At 73.1% G+C, this 23,476-nt stretch carries 22 protein-coding genes; 10 read left to right on the top strand and 12 right to left on the bottom strand.

The window, feature by feature from the left end; translation table 11 throughout:
* Positions 1 to 91 precede the first annotated feature (91 nt).
* The 3 genes from ACWCYY_RS38145 to ACWCYY_RS38135 all read right to left on the bottom strand — a co-directional run bounded on the left by ACWCYY_RS38145 (position 92) and on the right by ACWCYY_RS38135 (position 3,532).
* On the bottom strand, positions 92 to 1,366 hold the full coding sequence (locus ACWCYY_RS38145) for an ATP-binding protein (protein ID WP_449798664.1): 1,275 nt from the start codon (positions 1,364 to 1,366) through the stop codon (positions 92 to 94).
* Between the two features lie 94 nt (positions 1,367 to 1,460).
* Positions 1,461 to 2,708 (bottom strand): cytochrome P450, encoded by a 1,248-nt coding sequence (locus ACWCYY_RS38140; protein ID WP_380150536.1) that lies wholly within the window; start codon positions 2,706 to 2,708, stop codon positions 1,461 to 1,463.
* Between the two features lie 62 nt (positions 2,709 to 2,770).
* Positions 2,771 to 3,532: an EI24 domain-containing protein gene (locus tag ACWCYY_RS38135; protein ID WP_345279319.1), complete on the bottom strand. Its 762-nt coding sequence runs from the start codon at positions 3,530 to 3,532 to the stop codon at positions 2,771 to 2,773.
* 159 nt (positions 3,533 to 3,691) lie between these two features.
* Between ACWCYY_RS38135 and ACWCYY_RS38130 the strand changes: the two genes are divergently transcribed.
* Positions 3,692 to 4,168: a hypothetical protein gene (locus ACWCYY_RS38130; RefSeq protein WP_449798663.1), complete on the top strand. Its 477-nt coding sequence runs from the start codon at positions 3,692 to 3,694 to the stop codon at positions 4,166 to 4,168.
* Position 4,169: 1 nt separating this feature from the next.
* On the opposite strand, the gene ACWCYY_RS38125 is transcribed toward ACWCYY_RS38130, so the two are convergent.
* Both ACWCYY_RS38125 and ACWCYY_RS38120 read right to left on the bottom strand, forming a co-directional pair.
* Entirely contained in the window at positions 4,170 to 5,207 is a 1,038-nt protein-coding gene (locus tag ACWCYY_RS38125) for a Fic family protein (RefSeq protein WP_345279321.1), read from the bottom strand.
* 32 nt (positions 5,208 to 5,239) lie between these two features.
* Positions 5,240 to 5,884, bottom strand: a complete 645-nt coding sequence (locus tag ACWCYY_RS38120; protein ID WP_345279323.1) for a DUF6426 family protein — start codon at positions 5,882 to 5,884, stop codon at positions 5,240 to 5,242.
* A 174-nt stretch (positions 5,885 to 6,058) separates the two neighbouring features.
* On the opposite strand from ACWCYY_RS38120, the gene ACWCYY_RS38115 reads away from it, so the two are divergent.
* From ACWCYY_RS38115 to ACWCYY_RS38105, 3 genes are all read left to right on the top strand, one after another.
* On the top strand, positions 6,059 to 6,790 hold the full coding sequence (locus tag ACWCYY_RS38115; protein WP_449798662.1) for a maleylpyruvate isomerase family mycothiol-dependent enzyme: 732 nt from the start codon (positions 6,059 to 6,061) through the stop codon (positions 6,788 to 6,790).
* 369 nt (positions 6,791 to 7,159) lie between these two features.
* Positions 7,160 to 9,379, top strand: a complete 2,220-nt coding sequence (locus ACWCYY_RS38110; RefSeq protein WP_345279327.1) for an NADP-dependent isocitrate dehydrogenase — start codon at positions 7,160 to 7,162, stop codon at positions 9,377 to 9,379.
* Positions 9,380 to 9,491: 112 nt separating this feature from the next.
* A complete protein-coding gene (locus tag ACWCYY_RS38105; protein WP_449798661.1) occupies positions 9,492 to 10,193 on the top strand; it encodes a GNAT family N-acetyltransferase in 702 nt (233 codons plus the stop codon).
* A gap of 30 nt (positions 10,194 to 10,223) precedes the next feature.
* On the opposite strand, the gene ACWCYY_RS38100 is transcribed toward ACWCYY_RS38105, so the two are convergent.
* Positions 10,224 to 10,589, bottom strand: a complete 366-nt coding sequence (locus ACWCYY_RS38100) for a hypothetical protein (RefSeq protein ID WP_345279331.1) — start codon at positions 10,587 to 10,589, stop codon at positions 10,224 to 10,226.
* Between the two features lie 155 nt (positions 10,590 to 10,744).
* Between ACWCYY_RS38100 and ACWCYY_RS38095 the strand changes: the two genes are divergently transcribed.
* The gene (locus ACWCYY_RS38095; protein ID WP_449798660.1) at positions 10,745 to 11,233 is read left to right on the top strand and encodes a cupin domain-containing protein; all 489 of its coding nucleotides are present in this window, start codon (positions 10,745 to 10,747) and stop codon (positions 11,231 to 11,233) included.
* A gap of 58 nt (positions 11,234 to 11,291) precedes the next feature.
* Here ACWCYY_RS38095 and ACWCYY_RS38090 read toward each other — a convergent pair whose 3' ends face one another.
* Positions 11,292 to 13,019 (bottom strand): hypothetical protein, encoded by a 1,728-nt coding sequence (locus tag ACWCYY_RS38090; RefSeq protein ID WP_449798659.1) that lies wholly within the window; start codon positions 13,017 to 13,019, stop codon positions 11,292 to 11,294.
* Positions 13,020 to 13,211: 192 nt separating this feature from the next.
* Entirely contained in the window at positions 13,212 to 14,636 is a 1,425-nt protein-coding gene (locus ACWCYY_RS38085; protein WP_345279337.1) for a lipase maturation factor family protein, read from the bottom strand.
* A gap of 250 nt (positions 14,637 to 14,886) precedes the next feature.
* On the opposite strand from ACWCYY_RS38085, the gene ACWCYY_RS38080 reads away from it, so the two are divergent.
* The gene (locus tag ACWCYY_RS38080) at positions 14,887 to 15,846 is read left to right on the top strand and encodes an EamA family transporter (RefSeq protein ID WP_345279339.1); all 960 of its coding nucleotides are present in this window, start codon (positions 14,887 to 14,889) and stop codon (positions 15,844 to 15,846) included.
* Between the two features lie 217 nt (positions 15,847 to 16,063).
* Positions 16,064 to 17,146 carry a sugar ABC transporter substrate-binding protein gene (locus tag ACWCYY_RS38075; RefSeq protein ID WP_345279341.1) on the top strand — a complete coding sequence of 361 codons (1,083 nt, stop codon included), beginning with the start codon at positions 16,064 to 16,066 and terminating at the stop codon, positions 17,144 to 17,146.
* Between the two features lie 80 nt (positions 17,147 to 17,226).
* On the opposite strand, the gene ACWCYY_RS38070 is transcribed toward ACWCYY_RS38075, so the two are convergent.
* Together ACWCYY_RS38070 and ACWCYY_RS38065 are read right to left on the bottom strand one after the other, a co-directional pair.
* Positions 17,227 to 17,754 carry a hypothetical protein gene (locus ACWCYY_RS38070; RefSeq protein ID WP_449798658.1) on the bottom strand — a complete coding sequence of 176 codons (528 nt, stop codon included), beginning with the start codon at positions 17,752 to 17,754 and terminating at the stop codon, positions 17,227 to 17,229.
* A gap of 53 nt (positions 17,755 to 17,807) precedes the next feature.
* Positions 17,808 to 18,758, bottom strand: a complete 951-nt coding sequence (locus tag ACWCYY_RS38065; RefSeq protein ID WP_449798657.1) for a DMT family transporter — start codon at positions 18,756 to 18,758, stop codon at positions 17,808 to 17,810.
* Between ACWCYY_RS38065 and ACWCYY_RS38060 the strand changes: the two genes are divergently transcribed.
* Both ACWCYY_RS38060 and ACWCYY_RS38055 read left to right on the top strand, forming a co-directional pair.
* Positions 18,757 to 20,196 (top strand): aminotransferase-like domain-containing protein, encoded by a 1,440-nt coding sequence (locus tag ACWCYY_RS38060; protein WP_449798656.1) that lies wholly within the window; start codon positions 18,757 to 18,759, stop codon positions 20,194 to 20,196. The genes ACWCYY_RS38065 and ACWCYY_RS38060 overlap by 2 nt on opposite strands.
* 75 nt (positions 20,197 to 20,271) lie before the next feature.
* Complete coding sequence (locus tag ACWCYY_RS38055; RefSeq protein WP_449798655.1) at positions 20,272 to 21,150, top strand: Fpg/Nei family DNA glycosylase; 879 nt, start codon at positions 20,272 to 20,274, stop codon at positions 21,148 to 21,150.
* On the opposite strand, the gene ACWCYY_RS38050 is transcribed toward ACWCYY_RS38055, so the two are convergent.
* Positions 21,143 to 21,430, bottom strand: a complete 288-nt coding sequence (locus ACWCYY_RS38050; protein ID WP_449798654.1) for a putative quinol monooxygenase — start codon at positions 21,428 to 21,430, stop codon at positions 21,143 to 21,145. The genes ACWCYY_RS38055 and ACWCYY_RS38050 overlap by 8 nt on opposite strands.
* Positions 21,431 to 21,437: 7 nt before the next feature.
* Complete coding sequence (locus tag ACWCYY_RS38045) at positions 21,438 to 22,481, bottom strand: NAD(P)-dependent alcohol dehydrogenase (RefSeq protein WP_449798653.1); 1,044 nt, start codon at positions 22,479 to 22,481, stop codon at positions 21,438 to 21,440.
* 158 nt (positions 22,482 to 22,639) lie between these two features.
* Between ACWCYY_RS38045 and ACWCYY_RS38040 the strand changes: the two genes are divergently transcribed.
* A complete protein-coding gene (locus ACWCYY_RS38040; protein ID WP_449798652.1) occupies positions 22,640 to 23,476 on the top strand; it encodes a helix-turn-helix transcriptional regulator in 837 nt (278 codons plus the stop codon).

Raw genomic sequence — 23,476 nt, 5'->3', positions numbered from 1 at the left:
CCGCTACGACAAGACCGCCACCATCTACCTTGCCGGACTCCACCTCGCCGCCATCTTCATCTGGTCAGCACGATGATCCGAAAGAAACGCCCTAGAGCCGGGCGTGGGTGTCAATGTCCGCCTCGAAGTCGGCGACCAGCTCCGGGGTGACGGTCGGGCGGCACTGGGCGATCGCCGCCAGGTAGTCGGCGGTGGTCGCGCCGGCCGTCGCCGAGGGGTCCTCGCCGGTGTCCCGCTCGAACGCCGCCTGGGCCGCCGCCCGGGCGGCGTGCTCGATGTCGGCCGGGGTGAAGAGCGCGCTCCGCTCGACCAGCAGGTCCAGGTCGACGCCCTCGCGGCCGGCCGTGTAGCGCGACCAGATGGCGTGCCGGGCCACCGCGTCCGGCGTGCCGATCGGGATGAGGTAGTCGAACCGGCCGTGCCGCAGGAAGGCCGGGTCGATCGAGCGGATCGAGTTGGTGGCGCAGACCAGCAAACGCTCCTCGCCCTCGCGGAAGCCCGGGATCAGCTTGAGCAGCTCGTTGGTGACCCCGTGCAGTGCGGAGTCCACCGCCTCGCCCCGGACCGGCGCGATCTCCTCCACCTCGTCGACGAAGACCAGCACCCGCTCCAGCTCGGCGATCCGCCCGAAGGCGGTGCGCAGCGCGGCGGCCAGGTTGCCGCCGTCGGCCAGCCGGGAGGGCAGCAGCTCGACGAACGGCCAGCCGAGCCGGGAGGCCACCGCCCGGGCGAAGGTGGTCTTGCCGGTGCCGGGCGGGCCGAACAGCGCGATCGCCCGCGGCGGCCGCACCCCGTGCCGGGCGGCCCGCTCCGGTTCGGCCAGCGGCTGCACCACCCGACGCTCGATCAGGTCCTTCTCGGTGCCCATCCCGGCCACCCGCTCCCAGAGGTCGCCCGGCAGCAGCCGCCCGCCCAGCTCGTCCAACAGCCCGCCGCCCGGGCCGGCCTGCGGCTCGTCCTTCTCGAAGTACGCCACCGCCGGGCGGCGGGTGTACCCGGCGTTGTGCAGCCCCTCGCCGAGCTGCTCCTCCTCGGGGAGCACGTAGGCGATCCGGCGGACCCGGCGCTCCAGCAGCCGCCGCTCCAGCTCCCGCAGCAGCGCGCTGGCCAGGCCCCGGCCTCGCCAGCCGGGGGCGATGGCGATCCGCATCACCCAGGCCCGGTCCCCCGCCAGGTGGGCCAGCGCCGCCCCGATCGGCTCGCCGCGCCGGACCGCCACCACGGCGGGCTGACGGTCGGTCAGCGCCGAGATGCACTCGGCCAGCGAGAAGACCGACTCCTGGCCGAGGCCCGCGGTGGTGTCGATCAGGTGCACCACGGCCGCCAGGTCGTCCTCGCGGTAGTCGTGTATCAGCCACTCGTTCATGGCCCGGAACGCTAGGCCCGCGCGGCGGTCCGGACAGACCGCCGGAACGGACAATCCGCCGCGCCGAACCGTACGTCCCGCCGCTTGCCCGGTCTCAGTAGGCGAGGCGCAGGGACTTGACCCGGTTGTCGAAGTTGGAGTGCACCAGGGTCGGCTCGCCGACCGAGCGGATCTCGGGCAGCCGGGTGAGCAGCTCGCGGAAGAGCACCTTCATCTCCTGCCGGGCCAGGTAGGCGCCGAGGCAGAAGTGCGGGCCGCCGCCGCCGAAGCCCAGGTGCGGGTTGGGCGAGCGGGTGATGTCGAAGGCGTCCGGGTCGGTGAAGACCGCCTCGTCCCGGTTGGCCGAGCCGAAGAAGAGCACCACCTTGTCGCCGGCGGCGAACCGGGTGCCGTTCAGCTCGTGGTCGACGGCCACGGTGCGGCGGAACTGGATGATCGGGGTGGAGTGGCGGACCATCTCCTCCACCGCGCCGCCGATCCGCCCGTCCAGGTCGGCCGTCAGCAGCTCGCGCTGCTCGGGGTGGGTGGAGAGCAGGTGCAGCCCGTGGGCCAGCGCGTTGCGGGTGGTCTCCACCCCGGCGACCAGCAGCAGCGAGAAGAAGGCGCCCAGCTCACGGGAGTTGAGGCGCCGCCCGTCCACGTCGGCGGTGACCAGGGCGGAGATCAGGTCCCCGGTGGGGCGGCGGCGGCGCTCGCGGCCGAGCGCGGCGATGATGCCCTGCATCCGGGCCAGTGCCATCAGCCCGCGGCCCGGGACGCGCAGCCGGCTGCGGGCCACGCCGGTGTTCTCGGAGGCGTCGTTGACCATCGCCAGGATGCGGTTCCGCTGCCGCTCCGGCACCCCCATCATGTTGCAGATCACCCGATAGGGGAGCTGGGCGGCCACCGCTCCGACGAAGTCGGCGGGCCGCTCGGCCGCCAGACCCTCCACCAACTCCCCCGCCACCGCGCGGATGTCCTCCTCCACCTTGGAGACCAGCCGCGGCGTGAAGGCCCGCGAGACGATCCGCCGCAGGTCCGCGTGGCGCGGGTCGTCCAGGTTCACCATCGAGTCGCCGAACACCGTCCGCACCCAGCGGGCCGGCTCGGGGGTGGTGACGCCTGGGCCGCTGACGAACACCTCCGGGGTACGGCTGGCGGCGACCACGTCGGCGTGCCGGACCAGGGCGTGGAAGCCGCGGCCGGTGCGCAGGTCGGTGAAGTGCAGCGGGCCGTCCAGCGCGCGCAGCCGGGCGAACGCGGCGGCCCGTTCGGACAGCGGGAGCCGCCAGAACTCCGGGTCGGCGAGATCGATCCCGCCCGGGGTGTGCTGACGCTGACCGGTGTCCACCGTTGCCCTCATGCGGGCAGTTATCGTGCAGCTTCTGGCGGAATGTCAAATTCCACTAGCTTTGTCCTATTTACCTACTCATCGTCTTCCGTCTCGTCCTCCACCGGCACCAGGTCCCGGGCCAGCAGGGTCGCACCGGCCACCGCGCCGGGCATCGCCAGCACCGTCACGAACGGCACCAGGAAGAGCACCATCAACGGCGCCCCGAAGCCCAGCGCCAGCCCCAGCCGCCCGCGCAGCAGCCGCAGCCGCTCCGGCTGGTCCACCCCGCGCCGCTGCAGCGCCACGGCCGAGAGCTCGGCCGCCATGAAGTACCCCGAGACGAGGATCCCGAGCACCGGCACCACCGTCTGCCCCACCACCGGCACGAACCCCGCGGCGAACAGCAGCACCCCGAAGCCCAGCACCCGCAGCAGCACGTACAGGCTGTCCCGCGCCGAGACCACCAACTCCCGCCACAGCGAAAGGTCCTGACGCGCCGGCGCCCCACCCTCGGTCTCGTCCACCTTCTCGCACAGCGACTCGTAGAACGGCTGCCCGATCAGCAGCGTCACCGCCGTGAACGTCACCACCGACAGCGCGAACCCGCCCCCGAGCACCGCCACCTGCACCGCCCCGCGCACCAGCCCCTGCCACGGCGACCCCCACCCGTCCGCGAACGGCGTCGCCCACTCCGCGACGTCGTCCGCGTACACCCCCAGCACCACCAGCGCCGCCACGTACCCCACCAGGGCGATCAGCGCCGGGATCATCCCGAACCCCCACCACCGCCCGTGCCGCGCCACCCACTTCTGGCCCTTGACCAGATAGCCCATCCCCGCCACGAAATCACGCATGCCCGCAGCCTACGGGCCGTGGATCAGCGGCTTTCAGTAGGGCAGCAGGACAGCGGTGTCGAGCACGAACCCGAACGGCTCGGGGATGTGCACCGACTCCCCGAAGTCGGCGTCCTCCCGCATCCGGGGGTGGTCGTGCGGCACGTAGGCTCGCCTCTCATGACCGACGCCCACGACCCCGCCCAGGACCCGGACGAGCACGTCCGCTACCACCACTACCAGCGGCTCTTCGATGAGGTCACCCCGGCCGAGGCGGCCGCCCTGGTCACCCGGGTGCTCACCGACCCCGACCGCGCCATGGCCAACAGCGCCGTCTGCGAGTACCTGGACCGCCGGGCCGCCGCACTGCTGACGGACCCTCAGTTCCCGTCCTGGCAGCAGGAGATGGCCGGGCCCGTCGCGGTCGACGAGTTCTCCGCCCGCCGCCTGGCGGAGTGGGCCCTGCTGCGGACGGTCGCCCTGGACGAGCCCTGGTCGGCCGAGAAGCTGCTCACCGCCTCCAACTGGCTCCAGCTGCGCCTCGCGGAGACCAGCGACTCCCCCACCGCCCTCGCCACGCTCACCGAGGGCGGCCGGACCCGTCGGATCCGCAACATCGCCGACTCCCGCTCCCGCTCCCGCCGAGGGCGCCGCTGACTCAGTGGACGCCGGCGGTGAAGGGCTCGTCCAGGATCGCGACCAGGCGTGGGTGGAACAGCGCGCCGGGCAGGCGCGGGTGCGGGGTCAGGACCCCGGCCCGGGTCAGGCGGTCCAGGGCGGGGCCCGGGGCGCGGGTGGTGCGGCCCTTCAGCCACTGGGCCGAGACGGCGGGGGTCGCGCGGAGGTGGGCCAGGACTTCCCGGGCCGCCGGATCTCCCTTGGCCCGGTCCATCGCGGCGTCGAGCACCCGCCGGTACGCCTTGATGGTGGCGATCCGGTGGTGCGCCGTCTCGGTGACCATCCGCGCGAAGGTCGCCCCCCAGGCCATCAGGTCGCCGTCGACCGCGGCGGCGAAGGCGTCGTCGTCCGCCTGGCGATTGCCGTGCACCCAGCCCTCCAGGTCCAGCAGCAGCCCGGGCATCAGCCCGGCGGCCACCAGGTCGCACTGCGCCAGCAGCCGCACCATGCGCCCGTTGCCGTCGGCGAACGGATGGATCGTCAGCAGCCGGATCGTGGAGAGCGCCGAGGCGTCGAGCGGCGGGGAGGTGGTCGCCAGGCCCCACGCGTACCAGCGCCGCACCTGCTCGTTCAGCTCCGCCCCGGGGGCGGTGCCGAAGAGGACGAGCCCGCCGTCGGCGCGGGTGACGGTGACGTTCCCCCGGCGGAACCCGCCCCGGCCCGGGATGCTGGGGTCGGCGGCGGCGATCAGCCGGTGCAGTTCGGCGAGTGCGTCGGGGGCGAAGCACGGCCGCCGGCCCGGGTGTTCGCGCAGCTCCTCCCGGACCGAGTGGACGGCCAGCAGGCCGGCCTTGGTCCGCTGCTCGGCGGCGTTCGAGATCGCCTCGGCCAGCTCGCCCTCGTCCGTGGTGTGCAGGTGCCGGTGGTGCAGGGCCGTCCGGAACCGGGGACGGTGGAAGAGGTCGGGGTTGTCGAGGCGGGAAGCGGCCTTGGTCAACTCGGCGAGCGCGGCCAGCGCCCGCAGGCGGTCCCCGGCGGGGACCGCCTCGGCGTCCAGCGGCGGGTCGACGGGGAGCACCCGCCGACCCGCCGTCGGAGAGACGGGAGAACTCACTGACAGGGACCCGAGCGGACGACGCCGGTGGGCTCCTTGACGGTCGCGTACTCCGGGCCGCTCGGAGTGAGGATCTTGTAGTAGTTGTTCTGGTACTCCACGTACATCGCCCAGCTCATGCCGGGCGGGATGGTGACCTCGATCGCGTGGCTCACGCTGGTCGTCTCGCCGAAGGTGACCCCGAGGCTCGCCGACAGGATCGAGTAGGCCGAGGCCGAGATGTTCCCGGTCACCTGGTAGGTCACGTTGTACGAGGAGTTGATGGTCTCCTTCACGGGGGTGGTGCTGTTGTTCTTGATGCAGTTCTGCCGCACCTCCTCCTTGGTGCCCTCCGCGATCTTCGTCGACGGATAGTCCCTCCCCGAACCGTCGCCGCCGCCTCCGCCGGCGTTGGCCCAGTCCGCGTTCCACACCGGAAGGGAGGAGGGCACCTCGGGCATCTCGGACAGGCCCTCGATGATCACCTGTTGCATGTACTCGTCGCCCAGGTCGTTGGAGCTCATGTCCCAGTCGTCGTCGCACTGACTGGTGTACCCGTCGCAGTAGGACGCCGAGGCGATGCTCGGAAAGACGACGGCGGGCACCGCAGTGAGCACGGACGTGCCCAGTGCGACGGTGGCGAGCATGGTCCTCAGCTTCACGGTTTCTCCTCGGTGGCGATCGGGCACCTCTGGCACGCCCCGCCGGCGGAGGGATGACCTCCGAACGCTGGGGGCGGCCGCAACACTGACACAGCGTCAGACCATCAGCCAGGATGAATTCAAGCCAACATTGCATCAGCTCATATGAATCCCCATGGTCTAAAGTCCGGCCCTGTGAACAGATCTGACTACGTGTCCGCCCTCCGCCGGCACGCCGGGCTGATGGCCGACGCCACCGCGAACGCCGACCTCACCACCCCGGTCCCCAGCTGCCCCGACTGGACCCTCGACGACCTGCTGTTCCACACCGGCACCGTGCACCGCTTCTGGACCCGGATCGCCGACGGCACCCTCACCGACCCCGACACCTGGACCGGCGCGGACGACGTCCCCGAGGACCCTGCCGAGCTGCCGGCCTGGCTGGCGGCGGGCGCCGAGGCCGCCGCTGCCACCGTGGAGGTGCTCGATCCGGCGGAGCCGCGGTGGTCCTGGTCCACCCGGAAGGACGCCGGGTTCATCCAGCGGCGGTTGGCCCAGGAGACCGCCGTGCACACCTGGGACGCACTCGACGCCCTCGGCCGCGACGAGGCGATCGAGCGCGAGCTCGCCGCCGACGGCGTCGAGGAGTTCCTCACGGTCTGCCGCCACGAGACCCCGCCGGCCGGCTTCCCCGCCGACGGCCTCCACCTGCACGCCACCGACGGCCCCGGCGAGTGGACCCTGCGGGTGGCCGGGGACGGCACCTGGCAGCTCCTCACCGAACACGCCAAGGGCGCCGTCGCCGTCCGCGGCACCGCCTCCGACCTGCTCCTCTTCCTCTGGCAACGCCGCACCCCGGCCGACCTCGAGGTCTTCGGCTCCCCGGAGGACCTGGCCGCCGCCTTCACCGCCTTCCGCCGCGACTGATCCCCCCGGGGCCGCGGGAGCGCCGGTCGCCTCCGGCGGGACGGGAGCAGCAACGGGGAGACGCCTCCGGCGGGGCCGCGGGAACACCGGTCGCCTCCGGCAGGGCCGCGGGAGCGGCGGGGCGGGGGGCGGGAAGGCCTCTCGCTTCCTGCACCGCCGGGGTCCGCGCAGGAGCACGGGAGCCTCCGGCTGCGCCCGCCCCCGTCCCGTCGGCCCCGCCCCGGCCCCCGCCGGCGGCGCCCACCGACCCCCGGCCGCTCCCGACCCCGCCCGCCGACTGGAAGAAGTCTGGGCGGGGTTGGTTGTCAAAAAGGAGCTGTCACGGGATATCTTGATGTCGAGACGTTGTAGCCGTGAAGCGGAGTACCGATGACTGACTCGACCATCATCTACACCCACACCGACGAGGCGCCCGCCCTGGCGACGTACTCGTTCCTCCCGATCGTCCAGGCCTACGCCTCGACCGCGGGCGTGCGGGTGGAGACGCGTGACATCTCCCTGGCCGGCCGCATCATCGCCGCCTTCCCGGAGCGTCTCGAAGAGGGCCAGCGCATCGGCGACGCCCTCGCGGAGCTGGGCGAGCTCGCCAAGACCCCGCAGGCCAACATCATCAAGCTCCCGAACGTCTCCGCCTCGATCCCGCAGCTCAAGGCGGCCGTCGCCGAGCTGCAGGCCCAGGGCTACGCGCTCCCGGACTACCCGGACGAGCCGCAGACCGACGAGGAGCGCGACGTCCGCGCCCGCTACGACAAGATCAAGGGCTCCGCGGTCAACCCGGTCCTCCGCGAGGGCAACTCCGACCGCCGCGCCCCCGCCTCGGTGAAGAACTACGCCAAGGCCCACCCGCACCGCATGGGCGCCTGGACCCCGGAGTCCAAGACCAACGTCGCCACCATGGGCGTCAACGACTTCCGCTCCACCGAGAAGTCGACCGTGATCGCCGAGGCCGGCGCGCTCAAGATCGAGCTGGTCGCCGCCGACGGCACCACCACCGTGCTGCGCGAGTCCGTCCCGGTCCAGGCCGGCGAGGTCGTCGACGCCTCGGTCATGCGCGTCGCCGCGCTGCGCGAGTTCCTCGCCGCCCAGGTCGCCGAGGCCAAGGCCCAGGGCGTGCTGTTCTCGGTGCACCTCAAGGCCACCATGATGAAGGTCTCCGACCCGATCGTCTTCGGCCACGTGGTCCGCGCCTTCTTCCCGCAGACCTTCGCCAAGTACGGCGCCGACCTGGCCGCGGCCGGCCTGAACCCGAACAACGGCCTCGGCGGCATCCTGGACGGCCTGGACAAGCTCGCCAACGGCGCCGAGGTCAAGGCCTCCTTCGAGGCCGAGCTCGCCGACGGCCCGGCCCTGGCGATGGTCGACTCGGACAAGGGCATCACCAACCTGCACGTGCCGTCCGACGTCATCGTCGACGCCTCGATGCCGGCCATGATCCGCACCTCCGGCCACATGTGGGGCCCGGACGGCCAGGAGGCCGACACCCTCGCCGTCCTGCCGGACAGCTCCTACGCGGGCGTCTACCAGGCCGTCATCGAGGACTGCCGCGCCCACGGCGCGTTCGACCCGGCCACCATGGGCTCGGTCCCGAACGTCGGCCTGATGGCCCAGGCCGCCGAGGAGTACGGCAGCCACGACAAGACCTTCGAGATCGCCACCGCGGGCACCGTCCGCCTGGTCGACGCCTCGGGCGAGGTCGTGCTGGAGCAGGCCGTCGAGGCCGGCGACATCTTCCGCGCCTGCCAGACCAAGGACGCCCCGATCCAGGACTGGGTCAAGCTGGCCGTCAACCGCGCCCGCGCCACCGGCTCCCCGGCCGTCTTCTGGCTGGACGAGACCCGTGCCCACGACGCGGTGCTGATCGGCAAGGTCAACGCGTACCTGCCGCAGCACGACACCGAGGGCCTGACCATCGAGATCCTCTCCCCGGTCAAGGCCACCGCCTACTCGCTGGAGCGCATCCGCCGCGGCGAGGACACCATCTCGGTCACCGGCAACGTGCTGCGCGACTACCTGACCGACCTGTTCCCGATCCTGGAGCTGGGCACCAGCGCCAAGATGCTCTCGGTCGTCCCGCTGATGAACGGCGGCGGCCTGTTCGAGACCGGCGCCGGCGGCTCCGCCCCGAAGCACGTCCAGCAGCTGGTCAAGGAGAACTACCTGCGCTGGGACAGCCTGGGCGAGTTCTTCGCGCTGGCCGCCAGCTTCGAGCACCTGGCCCAGACCACCGGCAACGCCCGCGCCCAGGTCCTCGCGGACACCCTGGACCGCGCCACCGGCACCTTCCTCAACGAGGACAAGTCGCCGAGCCGCCGCCTCGGTGGCATCGACAACCGCGGCAGCCACTTCTACCTCGGCCTGTACTGGGCCCAGGAGCTGGCGCAGCAGACCGCCGACGCCGAGCTCGCCGCCGCCTTCACCGGCCTCGCCAAGACCCTGGCGGAGCAGGAGGAGACCATCGTCGCCGAGCTGATCGCGGTGCAGGGCGCCCCGGCCGAGATCGGCGGCTACTACCAGCCGTCGCCCGCGCTGGCCGCGGCCGTGATGCGTCCGTCCGCCACCTTCAACGAGGCGCTGGCCCAGCTGGGCTGACGCACCGTCAGGAGCGCGTGAAGGAGGGGCCCCGCGGCTGTGCCGTGGGGCCCCTCCCCCTTTCCGCAGGACTTGCCCAGGACTTGCCCGGGACCACGAGAACGGATCAGCGATGCCGCACACCGACCCCCTGGCCAACCCGGCCCACTCCGCGCTCCTCGGCCCGCACGCCGGGCTCGCCGAGCGGCGCGGCCGGGCCGCCCGCTACCCCGCCGACGTCTCCCCCTTCCACGCCCTCCCGGACGACCCGACCGAGGCGGACTGGGCCGACCTGGCCGGGCTCACCGGGCCGGGCGGCTTCGCCCTGCTGGCCGGGAACGGGATCACCCCGCCGGCCGACTGGCGGGTGACCTTCTCGCTCGACGGCGTCCAGCTGGTCGGCGACCGGCTGGTGCACGCCCACGACCCGGAGGCGGTGGAGCTGGGCCCCGAGGACGTCCCGGAGATGCTGGCCCTGGTGGCGGCCACCCGTCCCGGCCCGTTCGAGGCCCGCACCATCGCCCTGGGCCGGTACCTGGGCATCCGTCAGGACGGCGTCCTGGTCGCGATGGCGGGCGAGCGGATGCACCCGGTCGGCCACACCGAGATCAGCGCCGTCTGCACCGCCCCCACCCACCGCGGCCAGGGCCTGGCCGCCCGCCTGGTCCGCGCGGTCGCAGCGGGGATCCGCGACCGCGACGAGGTCCCGTTCCTGCACGCCGCCGGCGACAACGTGGACGCGATCCGCCTCTACAAGGCCCTCGGCTTCACCCAGAGCCGCCCGATGACCTTCCTGGGCACCGTGGCCCCGGGCGGGGAGGCCGCTGACGCCTGATCAGCGGTCAGCCGTCGAGCGGGGGAGGGTTCAGAGCCAGAGGACCAGGACGGCGAGCACGCCTCCGAGGACGGCCGGCACCCAGCGGGGCTTCTCGCTCGCCTGCCGGGCGGCCAGCATCAGGAACATCCCGGCGGGCACCAGGGTGAGCCCTCCCGAGAAGGTGAACCCCACGCCCAGGAACGCGGCCAGGATGCCGACGATCGCTGAGAGGACGCGGAACAGCCATCGGTCGCGGCAGATCTGGGGCAGCAGGGTGAGCACCCCGAACAGGGCCGCCAGCTTGTCGAGGTCGATGTCGTCCCTGGAGAGACCCTCCACGAATGCGGCGGCGCAGGTCACGGAGGCCAGGGCGGCCAGCACGCGCGGCGACAGACGGACCGGATCAGGTGCCATGGTTCCCCCCACAAGCTCTCTTGAACGCGTTCAAAGTCTAGCAGTTCCCGAAATGGCCCAAGGGATCGGATGATCGAATGGACCAGATGCTTGGGCCGCTTGCGCCGTAGGCTGATCATCGAAGCAAGCGAGAACCGCACGAGGGGGAACCACACATGACCGAGAATCACGACGTCGTCCTGGTCCGCGCCGCCGCCGCCGAGGTGCTGACCGACGCGCCCGGCAGCCTGATCACCCTGTTCGCCGACTCCGCCACCACCGGCGGCAAGGTGACCAGCAACCGGGCCACCTTCGAGAAGGGCGCGACCGGCGCCCCGCCGCACTTCCACACCCGGGCCACCGAGTTCTTCTTCGGCCTGGACGGCGAGCTGGACGTGCTGCTCGACGACCGCATTGAGACCCTGCGGCAGGGCGACTTCCTCGCCGTCCCGGCCGGCACCAGGCACGCCTTCGCCCCCACCGCCGGCTCCACCGCCGACGTGCTGGTCCTCTTCACCCCGGGCATGGACCGCTTCGACTACTACCGCCTGCTGGACCGGGTCAACAAGGGCGAGGCCAGCTGGCAGGAGATCCGCGAGTCGGGCGAGCACTACGACAACCACTACGTCGAGAGCGAGGTCTGGCAGGCCCGTACCGGGCGCTGAACGTGCGGAACCCCCTGGACCCGTCGGGTCCAGGGGGTTCCGCACGTGTGACTGCGGGTCAGGAACGGACCTCGGCGACGGCCGGGGCCAGCGCCTCCTTCAGGCGGGGGCCGACCCGGGAGAAGCCGAGCTCCTTGACGGCGGCGCGGAGCAGCTCGTCCTCGCTGCGCTCCGTGCCGTCGGTGTCCAACCACCGGACCAGGGCGACCAGTTCGGCGGGCTCGTAAGCGGTCACGGCACGGCCGGCGGTGATCGCGGGCTTCTTCGGACGCCGCGCCTTCTTCTCCGGCGCGGCGGCCTCCGGCTCCTCGGCGACCTCGGCCACGACGGGCTCCGGCTCGACCACCGGCACGGCCTCCTCGACCACGACGACCTCGGGCTCGGGCTCGACCACGGCCGTGGCCACGGCCACCGGCTCCTCGGCGGCCGGCTCCGGCGCGACCTCGGGCTCAGCCTCCGTCAGCGCCTCGGCCACGGGCTCGAGTTCGGCCTCGACCTCAGGCTCGACCACGGGCTCGACCTCAGCCACCGGCTCCGGCTCGACGATCGGCTCGGCCTCAACCTCAGCCACCGGCTCAACCTCGACCACGGGCTCAGCCTCCGTCAGCGCCTCGGCCACGGGCTCGAGTTCGGCCTCGACCTCAGGCTCGACCACGGGCTCGACCTCAGCCACCGGCTCCGGCTCGACGATCGGCTCGGCCTCAACCTCAGCCACCGGCTCAACCTCGACCACGGGCTCGACCTCGGCCACGGGCTCCGGCTCGACGATCGGCTCGGCCTCAACCTCAGCCACCGGCTCCTCCGCCACGGCCTCCACGACCGCCGGAGCCGGCTCCGCCTCCCGGGGACCGGCCGCGAGGACCTGGATGGCCTCCGCCTCGGTCGCCGTGCCGTGCAGCCGGTCGTACGCCGCGAGCGCCGCGTCCCGGTCGGCCTGACGGTCCGCCAGCTCGCCCAGCAGGTCGAGCAGCTCCGGCTCCGCCGCGAGCAGCGAGGCGCGCAGGGCGCGGAGCGCGGGCAGCCGGTAGAGGGTGCCCTCGTCGGCGGCCAACCGGTCGACCAGGTCGGCGAGTTCGCCCAGCGGGAGGGCGTCCAGCGGGTAGTCGGGGAGCAGCGCGCCGAGGGCGCGGGCGGCCTGGCCGAGCTCCTCGACGGTCTGGGCGAGGGCGGTCAGCCGGGCCGGGTCGGCGACCGGGGCCGGACGGCCGACGGCGCCGGCCGAGGCCCACTCGCCCTGGGTGGCGGCGGCGGCCCGGACCGCGTCGAGCAGGTCGGCCCGGCGGGTGCGGCCGTCGACGGCGAGGTTCTTGGCCTGGGCGCGGAGCGCGCGGCGGCGGCCCCAGCCGAGCTTGACGCCCTGCTCGCGGCGCTCCCGCCAGGGGGCGAGCGCGGCGGTGAGCGCGTCCAGGTCGGTGTCGTAGACCTCGGGGCGCAGGGTGGCCGAAGTGCCGTGCGCGCGCTGGAGGATGGCGGTGAGCCTGGTCAGTTCGGCCAGGCTGGCGGGGGTGGCGGCGGTGCCGAGGAGTTCGGCCAGGGCGTCGCGGGTGGCGAGCAGGTCGTGGCTGCGCAGTTCGGCCAGTGCGGTGGAGCCGGCGCGGGCGTCCTCGGGGGTGCGGACGGTTTCGGCGGCGGAGACCCACGGGTTGGTCTCGGCGGCGAGCGAGAGCCCGCCGAGCTCGGCGTAGCGGCCGAGGTCCTCGCGGGCCTCGCCGGAAGGCGCGGCGGTCGCGGAGGAAGAGGTGTCCACCGCCGGGTGGTCGGCGTCGTTCAGGTAGTTCACGGTCATGTGTGAAGTCCGGGTTCGTGGCTGGGCGGACAGGGCGGTGGCGGCGGCGGTCTCCGCCGGCACGGACGAGGGTGCGGGGCGTCCGGTGTGGACGCCAGGATACGGGTGGGCGTTCGAGGCCCGCACGCAACCCGGCCCCAACGCACCGCGCGCCGGGGTGGTGTGCCCGAGCCGCGCGGGTGTGGTGCGGGTTCAGTGCGGATCGCCGCGCACCTGCGGGAAGTCCGCGAGGGCGACCGGTGGGAGGTACTCGCGCACCAGGGTGCGCTCCCACCAGGCGCCGGTGCCGCGCAGGGTGCGGAGGTCGGTGAAGCGGTAACGGTACAGCCGGGCACGGACGTAGGCGGGTGGCTCGCCCGCGAACGGGTCGTGGCCGAGCAGCCGCAGGGTGTCCCGGTCGGCGGTGAGCAGGCGGTGGACGAACGGGGTGAACCAGGGCCGGGCGTACGCCGGGGAGATGCCGGCGAACCACATCAGCCAGTCCAGCCGCAGGTGGTAGGGCGCGAACTGACGCGGCATCCGCCGCGGATCGCCGGGCTTGCCGCGGAAGCCGTACTCCCGCCAGTCGGCCCCCGGCCCGGGGACGGGCTCCCGCGTGCCCTCGACCACCACCTCGAAGCGGATCCGGTTGACGGAGCCGAACGCGCCGTAGGCGTTCACCAGATGGAGGCGGTCGAACGAACGGTTCATCACCTGACGGTGCGAGAGCAGGTTGCGCGCGGGGCGGTAGCTCAGCACCAGGACCAGCAGGGTGTACGCGGCGACCAGGCCCAGCCACCAGTCCGGCCCGGTCGGGCGGGGGTGCGGGGCGGCCGGGACGGCGGTGCAGGCGATGGCGATGGTGAGCCAGTTGAGCCAGGCGAAGTTGCCGGAGAGCACCAGCCAGAGCTGGGTGACGATGATCAGACCGGCGCAGACCCCGGACACCGGCCGGGGCAGGAACAGGCCGACCGGGACGGCGAGTTGCACGACGTGGTTGGCGGCGGCCTCGACCCGGTGCAGCGGGGCGGGCAGGTGGTGGAAGAACCAGCTCAGCGGGCCCGGCATCGGCTGGGTCTCGTGGTGGTAGCGCAGGCAGGTCAGGTCGCGCCAGCAGGCGTCCCCGCGCATCTTGATCAGCCCGGCCCCGAACTCGACCCGGAACAGCAGCCATCGGGCCAGCAGCAGCACCGGGAGCGGGGGTGCGACGCGATCGTTGCCGAGGAGGGCGGCCAGGACGCCGGCCTCCAGCAGCAGGGACTCCCAGCCGAAGGAGTACCAGGCCTGCCCGACGTTGACGATCGAGAGGTAGAGCAGCCAGAGCACCGCCCAGAGCAGCAGCGCCGCGCCGAGCGGGAGCCGGTCCGCGGCTCCGGCCAGCACGGCGGCGGCGAGGGCGGCCCCGGTCCAGGCGGCGAGGGCGAACGCCCGGTCCGTGTAGTGGAACTGGAACAGGCTGGGTGCCCGGCGCCAGCCCGTCCGGGCCGTGAAGCGGGGCACCGGGAGCATGCCGTGCTCACCGATCAGCGCGCGGAACTGCCGTGCGGCGGCCACGAACCCGAGCAGGTAGACGGCGGCGACCAGCCGTTGGAAAGCCAGCCGCCCGAGCCAGTACTCGGGCGCCGCCACCCACTCCACCCCACCCTCCTCCCGCCGGACCGGTCCCATGACTACCACTCGGGTCCCGTCCTGGCCCCCAGCCCCACCGACGGCGTCAGCCACTCGGCGCACGCCTGGACCCTCCGGCGCCGCGAAGGCGGCCATCCCGGGGGCGCGGGGCACAGCCGGCTGGCAGCAAGTCGTCCGAGCTTGGCAGCAAACGAACTCGCGCAGGTGGCGCGGGGTGTGGTGCCATGTGCGGCGACAGCACCAAATCCAGGAGAGGCTCATGACCGCCGCGCCCCAGCAATCCGCGCACTCCGCCAGGACGTCCCCCACCGTCACCCCCACCTCCGCCTCCCCCCTCCGCTCCATCACCCCTGCCGTCTGGGCCGCCCTCGCGGTGGTCTACGTGGTCTGGGGCTCCACCTATCTGGCCATCCGGGTCGTGGTCGAGACCATGCCCCCGTTCCTCTCCGCGACCGCGCGCTTCATACCCGCCGGCCTGCTGCTGCTCGCCCTGGTGGCGGCGAGGAGCGGCACGGCCGCCCTGCGCGTGACGCCCCGCCAACTGGCCTCCGCCGCCCTGGTCGGCCTGATGCTTCTGCTCGGCGGCAACGGCATGGTGGTGCTGGCCGAGCGCGACGTGCCGTCCGGCCTGACCGCGCTGATCATCGCCGTCGTCCCGCTCTGGCTGGTGCTGGCCCGCTGGGCCACCGGGCAGCGCCCGGCCTGGACCACCGTCGCCGGCGTGCTGCTCGGCCTGATCGGCCTGGGGGTGCTCTCCAGCTCCGGTCTGAGCGGCGAGGTGAAGCCGCTGGGCGTCGCGCTGATCCTGCTGGCCACGCTCTCCTGGGCCGGCGGCTCGTTCCTCGCCAAGCGGATCACGATGCCCGCCAACGTCTTCGCCACCAGTGCCTACGAGATGATCGCCGGCGGACTCGGCTGCCTGGCGGTCTCGCTCCTCAAGGGCGAGCCGCAGCGCTTCCACCCCTCCGAGGTCTCCACCGCCTCCTGGCTGGGCCTGGCCTTCCTGGTGGTCTTCGGCTCGATCGTCGCCTTCACCGCCTACGCCTGGCTGCTCCAGGCCGCCCCGCTGCCGCTGGTCGCCACCTACGCCTACGTGAACCCGGTGGTGGCCGTGCTGCTCGGCTGGCTGATCCTCTCCGAGCCGCTCACCCTGCCCGTGCTGCTGGGCGGCGCGATCGTGGTGGCCGCCGTCGTCCTGGTGGTGCGCACCGAACGCTGACGCCGCATCAAGCCTCCGGGGCCCGCCCACCTTCTCAAGGTGAAGGCGGGCCCTTGGCATATACCGACCAATCGGGCGACTGCCTTCGAGTCCATAACGATTGGAGTCGCGCTCCGTTTCGTAGGGTTTAATTATTGACGGCAAGTCGGCTCACGGGCTTGACTCCCTCAGCACTGCCGCGACGCTGCGGCAGGCAGTCAGGGAGGCACCACCCACCATGAACGCACCACTGCGTCGCACCCTCGTCGGCATGCTCGCGCTGTCGACGGCGCTGACGCTGGCCGCCTGCGGCCAGGACGGCACGTCGGCCGGTTCGACCGGCAACAAGACCATCGGCCTGCTGCTGCCCGAGCGCTCCTCCTCCACCCGGTACGAGGCCTTCGACAAGCCCCTCATCGAGTCGGCCATCGGCGGCCTGTGCACCAAGTGCGTGGTGGACTACGCCAACGCGGACGGCGACGAGGCGGTGCAGAAGCAGCAGTTCGACGCCCTGCTGGCCAAGGGCGTCAAGGTGGTGCTGCTCGACCCGGTGAACGCCCAGGGCACCGCCCCGTGGGTGGCCGAGGCCACCAAGCGCGGCGTCAAGGTGGTCGCGTACGACCGGCTGGCCGCCGGCAAGGTCGCCGCGTACGTCTCCTTCGACAACCACCGCACCGGCGAACTCCAGGGCCAGGCCCTGGTGGACGCGCTCGGCGCGAAGGCCGCGCAGTCCACCGTGGTGATGATCAACGGCTCCGAGACCGACCCGAACGCCGCGATGTTCAAGGCCGGCGCGCACAAGGTGCTGGACGGCAAGGTCAAGAAGATCGGCTACGAGCAGTCCGGCGAGTGGAAGCCGGAGGTGGCCGCCCAGAAGACCACCGAGGCGGTCAACTCCCTCGGCAAGGACGGCTTCCAGGCCGTCTACTCCGCCAACGACGGCATGGCCACCGCCATCATCGGCCAGCTCAAGGCCGCCGGCGTCAAGAACGTGCCGGTCGGCGGCCAGGACGCCTCGGTCGAGGCGATCCGCCGCCTGCTGACGGGCGAGCAGACCTACACCATCTACAAGCCGTACAAGCCGGAGGCCGACACCGCCGCCTCCATCGCGGTCTACCTGCTCAACGGCATCGACATCACCGGCGTGGCCAGCTCGGTGACCGAGAGCGGCGGCGAGCAGATCCCCTCGATGCTGCTCACCCCGGTCGTGGTCACCAAGGCCAAGATCGCCGAGACCGTCATCGCGGGCGGCCTGTACAAGCGCGAGGACATCTGCGACCCGGAGCACGCCCAGGCCTGCGCCGCGGCCGGCATCAACTGACGCCGAGCCCGACGCCGCGTGCCTGACGCCCGGTCAGGGACGGGCCCGCCCTCGGCGGCGGCCCGTCCCGGCGGACGTCCTCAGCGGACGGCCCTCGGCCGCAGCTCCCCTGCGGCCAGCACGAGCGCGGCGATCACCGCGAGCGCCGCGGCCGGACCGGCCTCCATCGCCCGGGTGTCGGACTCCGCCACCTCCTCGTACTGGGCACGCGTGATCTCCACCTCGCCGCGGGTGCCCTCCGGGGTGGCGCCGTGGGCGTAGTAGTGCCCGTCCCGCGCGCCGGCGTCCTGCAGCGCACCGTCCATCCGGACGCTCGACCCGGTGACCACTGCTGCGGCGACGAACAGCAGCAGCAACCCGCCCAGTACGGCGCGCGGCACGCTCAGCATCGCCCAGCCCAGCTCCTGCCGGTCCGTCGGCCACATGCGGGCCACCCGCACGAACATGGCGACGGCCAGCCCGAGCACCACTCCGAACTCCCCCAGGACCAGCCAGCTGTTCCCGGCCCACGGCTGAAGCCCCGGCAGCCAGGTCAGCACCGCGGCGGCCAACAGCACGACACCGGCGGCGGCGGTCACACCGGCCTGACGCTCGAACGTCCATCCCATGCGCAGCAGCGTGGCACGCCCCCGCCGGCCGCGACAGTGGATTTCGGCCCCAACTAGCCCTTCGTACGCGCCCGTTGCGTGACCGCGATGCAGGCCAGCACGCCGACCGCGGTGATCGGGGCGGCCAGCGGGAGCTCCTCGGAGAGCAGCAGCACGGCCCAGAACAGGGTCAGCAGCGGCTGGGCGAGCTGGAGTTGACTGGCCCGGGGGACGCCGATCTGGGCCATGCCCCGGTACCAGAGCACGAAGCCGCCGAACTGCGAGACGGCCGCGACGTAGGCCAGGCCGGTCAGCGCACGGAACGTCAGGTGGACCGGCTCGGCCGGCAGCGCCAGCGCGGTCACCACGGCCATCAGCGGGGCGGCCGCCACCACGGCCCAGCCGATCACCTGCCAGCCCGCCATCTCCCGGGCCAGCCGGCCGCCCTCGGCGTAGCCGACCGCGCAGACCAGCAGTGCCCCGGCCAGGTACAGGTCCGCCAGGCTGAACGCGCCACCGCTCTGCTGGAGGGTGAAGGCCAGCACCACGGCGGCCCCGCCGAGCGCGGCGCCCCAGAAGGTGCGCGACAGCCGGGTGCGCGAGCGCAGCGCGGCGACGGTGGCGGTGGCCAGCGGGAGCAGTCCGACCACCACGGCGGTGTGCGCGGTGGAGGAGGTCTGCAGCGCCAGCGTGGTCAGCAGCGGGAAGCCGAGGACGCAGCCGAGCGCCACTGCGACCAGTCCGGGCCAGTGCCGGCGGGCGGGCAGCGGGACCCGGCTCAGCTTGAGGCAGACGGCGGCCAGGGCGGCGGCCAGCAGGCCGCGCAGGCCGGTGGAGGTCCAGGGGCCGAAGCCGTCGAGTGCCCAGACGGTGGCCGGGAAGCTGAGCGAGAAGCAGACCACGCCCAAGGCGGCCCGGACGGTGCCGCCCGCCGCCGCCGTGTTCCCGGCAGCGCTCCCCGCAGTGTTCCCGGTGCCGCTGACCGCTATCGTGCTGGACTGAATAGCGCTATCGTGTGCTCTCATGCACGAGCGTAGCAGCGTCACCGAACTGGCCGCCATCCTCCGCCACGATCTGGACCGCTACTCTCCAGGCGAGAAGCTGCCGTCCAGCCGGGCCCTGATCGACCGTCACCAGGTGAGCCCGGTGACCGTCTCCCGGGCCATCGCCGCCCTGGCCGCCGAGGGGCTGGTGGTCAGCCGACCGGGCTCCGGGGTCTTCAAGGCCGCCACCCGCACCGTCGCCGCCACCGAACCTCGGGACGTCTCCTGGCAGGAGGTCGCCCTCTCCGCCGAGCCCTCCCCGGGGCCGGACCGCCGTGCCGACGCCACCGGCGTGCTCACCTCGCTCGCCGTCCAGCCGCCCGAGGTGATCGACCTCAACAGCGGCTACCTGCACCCCTCCCTCCAGCCCGAGCGGGCCCTGGCCGCCGCGCTGGCCCGGGCCGGCCGCCGCCCCGGCGCCTGGGGCCGGCCGCCCGTGGAGGGCCTGACCGAGCTGCGCGAGTGGTTCGCCCGCGAGATCGGCGGCCCGGACGGCACCCTGCACGCCTCGGACGTGCTGATCACGGCCGGCGGACAAGGCGCGCTCTCCACCGCCCTGCGCTCCCTGGTCAACCCGGGCGCCCCCATCCTGATCGAGTCGCCCGGCTACCCCGGCACCCTGGCGGCGGCCCGGGCGGCCGGCCTGCGGCCGGTCCCGGTGCCGGTGGACCGGGACGGCGTCCGGCCGGAGCTGCTGGCCGAGGCCTTCGCCGCGAGCGGGGCCCGGGCCTTCGTCTGCCAGCCGCTCTTCCACAACCCGACCGGCGCGGTGCTCGCCGCCGACCGGCGGGCCGAGGTGCTGCGGATCGCCCGCGCCGCCGGTGCCTTCGTGGTCGAGGACGACTTCGCCCGGATGCTGGTGCACGCCGACGCACCGTCACCCGCCGCCCCGCTGGCGGCGGACGACTCGGACGGCGTGGTGGTGCACGTCCGCTCACTCACCAAGATCACCTCGGCCAGCCTGCGGGTCGGCGCCCTCACCGCGCGCGGGCCCGCCTTCGAACGGCTGCGCGCCGTCCAGGCGGTGGACTCCTTCTTCGTCTCCCGCCCGCTCCAGGAGACCGCCCTCGAACTGGTCGGCGCCCCCGCCTGGGCCCGTCAGCTGCGGACCGTCTCGGCCGCCCTGGCCGAACGCCGCCACACCGCCGCCACCGCCCTCGCCCAGCACCTCCCCGGCCTGCTGCCCGACCCCCTCCCGCTCGGCGGCTACCACCTCTGGCTCCGCCTCCCCGACGGCACCGACGACCGCGAACTCGCCGCCGCCGCCCGCCGCGAGGGCGTCGCCCTCACCCCCGGCCGCCCCTACTTCCCCGCCGAGGCCCCCGCCCCCCACCTCCGCCTCTCCTACGGCGCCGCACCCCACCCCACCGCCCTCACCGAGGGCATCACCCGCCTGGCCCGCGCCCTGCCGGGCGCCTGACGGCGAGTCAGCCGGTGTGCTCGTACCGGCAGGTCACGTCATGATCACCGTTCGATCGCACCTAGGCTGGGCAACATGCCCGAATTGCCGGAAGTGCAGGCGCTGGCCGAGCGGATCGCGGAGCTCTCCGCGGGGCGCACCATCGAGCGGGTGGAGGTGCTCTCGGTTCAGGTGCTGAAGACCTTCGACCCGCCGGTGACGGCGCTGCACGGACAGGCCGTCAGCTCCGTGACCCGGCACGGGAAGTTCCTCGACCTGCTGGCCGGGGACGGGCCGCACCTGGTGCTGCACCTGGCCCGGGCCGGCTGGATCCGCCACCGCGTCTCGTTCCCGCCGCCCAAGCCGGGTGCCGGCGGCGGGCGGCCCGGCCGGGGGCCGCTCGCGCTGCGGATCGTGCTGGACGACGGCTCCGGCTTCGACGTCACGGAGCAGGGCACCACCAAGCGGCTGGCCGCGTACGTGGTGACGGACCCCCAGCTGGTGCCCGGGGTGGCCCGGCTGGGCACCGACCCGCTCGGGCCGGACTTCACCGAGCAGCGGCTCGCCGAGCTGACCGCCGGTCAGCGGCACCGCCTGAAGACCTTCCTCACCGACCAGACCGTGCTGGCCGGCATCGGCAACGCCTACTCCGACGAGGTCCTGCACGAGGCCCGGCTCTCCCCCTACGCCCTGGCCTCCACCCTCACCCCCGAGCAGCTGACCGCCCTGCACACCGCGATCCGCGAGACCCTAGGCGCGGCGGTGGCCCGGGCGCACGAGACCACCGCCGACGCGCTCAAGGCGGAGAAGAGGGCCGGGATGGCGGTGCACGGCCGGGCCGGCGAACGCTGCCCGCGCTGCGGCGACACCGTACGGTCCGTCAACTTCGCGGACTCCTCGCTGCAGTACTGCCCCACCTGCCAGACCGGCGGCCGGGTACTGGCCGACCGCCGCCTCTCCCGGCTGCTCAAGTAGCGGGCCCGCCGCCCCCGTACTGGAGCCGGACGGCGGCCGGGCGGGCCAGCAGCCCCGCCGTCCGCCCGGCCGACCAGCGCCGGTGGTGCTCCCAGCCGTCCAGGCAGCTCCACTCCTCGAAGACCGCCATCCGCTCGGGCCGGTTGGGGTCCACGTAGAGCTCGTACGCCAGACAGCCGGGCCACTCCGCCGCCGGTTCCAGCAGCGCCTCCAACTCGGTCCGCAGCAGGTCCTGCCGGCCGGCCCGGGCCTGGTAGCGGACCACCACCGTCAGCACCACGACCGGATCAGAACGTCGCGGTGTCGATGACGAAGCGGTACCGCACGTCACCGGCCAGCACCCGGGCGAACGCCTCGTTGATCTGCTCCACCGAGATCACCTCGATCTCGGCGCCCAGCCCGTGCTCGGCGCAGAAGTCCAGCATCTCCTGGGTCTCCGCTATCCCGCCGATCATCGAACCGGCCAGCGAGCGGCGGCCCCCGATCAGCGAGAACAGGTTGAGCGTGATCGGGTCGGCCGGGGCGCCGACGTTCACCAGCGTGCCGTCGGTCTTCAGCAGGCCCAGGTAGTCGTCGAAGGGCAGCACGGCCGAGACGGTGCTCACCACCAGGTCGAAGGAGCCCGCCAGTTCGGCGAAGGTGGCCGGGTCGGAGGTGGCCCGGTGGTCGGTGGCGCCGAGCCGCAGGCTGTCCTCCTTCTTGCGCAGGCTCTGGCTGAGCACGGTGACCTCGGCGCCGAGCGCGTGCGCGATCTTCACGCCCATGTGGCCGAGCCCGCCGAGCCCGACGATCGCCACCTTCTTGCCCGGGCCCGCCTGCCAGTGCTTCAGCGGCGAGTAGAGGGTGATGCCGGCGCAGAGCAGCGGGGCGGCCTCGGCCAGGTCGATGCCCTCCGGGATGCGCAGCGCGTAGTTCTCGTCCACCACGATGTGGCTGCTGTAGCCGCCGTAGGCGGGCTGCCCGTCCGAGCTGACCGGGTAGGTCGCGCTCATCCCCTTGAGGCAGTACTGCTCCACCCCGGCCAGGCAGTTGACGCACTCCCGGCAGGAGTCCACGAAGCAGCCGACGCCCACCCGGTCGCCGACCGCGTACCGGGTGACACCGGGTCCGACCTCGGCGACGATCCCGGCGATCTCGTGGCCGGGCACCATCGGGAACGGGGCCTGGCCCCAGTCCTCGTTCACCTGGTGGATGTCGGAGTGGCAGATGCCGGCGTACTTGATCTCGATCAGGACGTCGTGCTCGCCGACCGGGCGGCGCGGCACCGTGGTCCGCTCCAGCGGGGCCTTCGGGGCCGGGGCGGCGTACGCGGGGACGGTGGTGATGCTCATCGGGATGGACCCTCCATGGTCACTGTCTACCTGTCACCGACCATGCTGCCCGTCCCCCCGCGACTCACCCAGCGCCCCGTTCGACCTGGGAACCGTCCAACCTAGGTCTGCGAGAACCACCCTCCGGCACCACACCCACCCACCGTAGGATCGTCCCCATGGGCAACCGAGCAGAACTAGGCACCTTCCTGCGCTCCCGCCGAGCACGGATCAAGCCCGAGGACGCCGGCCTGCGCCAGTACGGCGAGCGCCGCCGCGTGCCCGGTCTGCGCCGCGAGGAGCTGGCCCAGCTGGCCGGGGTCTCCGTCGACTACTACGTCCGCTTCGAGCAGGGCCGCGCGGAGAACGTCTCCGACACCGTGATCGACGCGGTCGCCACGGCGCTGCGCCTCGACCAGTTCGAGCGCCAGCACCTGCTGCACCTGGTCCGCCCCGACCACACCGGCGCCCGCCCCGCCCAGCAGGTCCGCCCCGGGCTCCGCAGGCTCCTCGACTCGATGGCGGACACCCCGGCCTTCGTGCTCGGCCGCCGCACCGACATCCTGGCCTGGAACGAGCTCTTCGCCGCCCTGCTCGACGTCGACCTCGACGCCCTCCCGCCCGCCCGGCGCAACAAGACCTGGCTGGCGTTCTGCCACCCCGTGGTGCGCGAACGGTACGTCAACTGGGAGACCAAGGCCGCCGACCTGGTGGCCCAGCTGCGGATGGACCACGGCCGCCACCAGTGCGACCCGGAGTTCCACGACTTCCTGACCCGGATCTCCGCCGAGAGCGACGACTTCCGGCGGCACTGGGAGGCCCAGGAGGTGCGGGAGAAGAACCACGGCCGCTACCACCTGCGGCACCCGGCGGCCGGGGAGTTCACCCTCGACTACGAGTGCCTGCTGGTCCCGGACGACACGGCCCAGTTCCTGGTCGTCTACACCGCCGAACCGGGGTCGCCCTCCGAGGCGGCCCTGCGCCTGATCAACTCCCGGGTCTCCGCGGCGTCCTGA

The sequence above is a fragment of the Kitasatospora sp. NPDC001664 genome (assembly GCF_053596675.1).
Note: the sequence above shows the minus strand (reverse complement) of the source record. Positions and strands in the feature narration are given on the sequence as shown.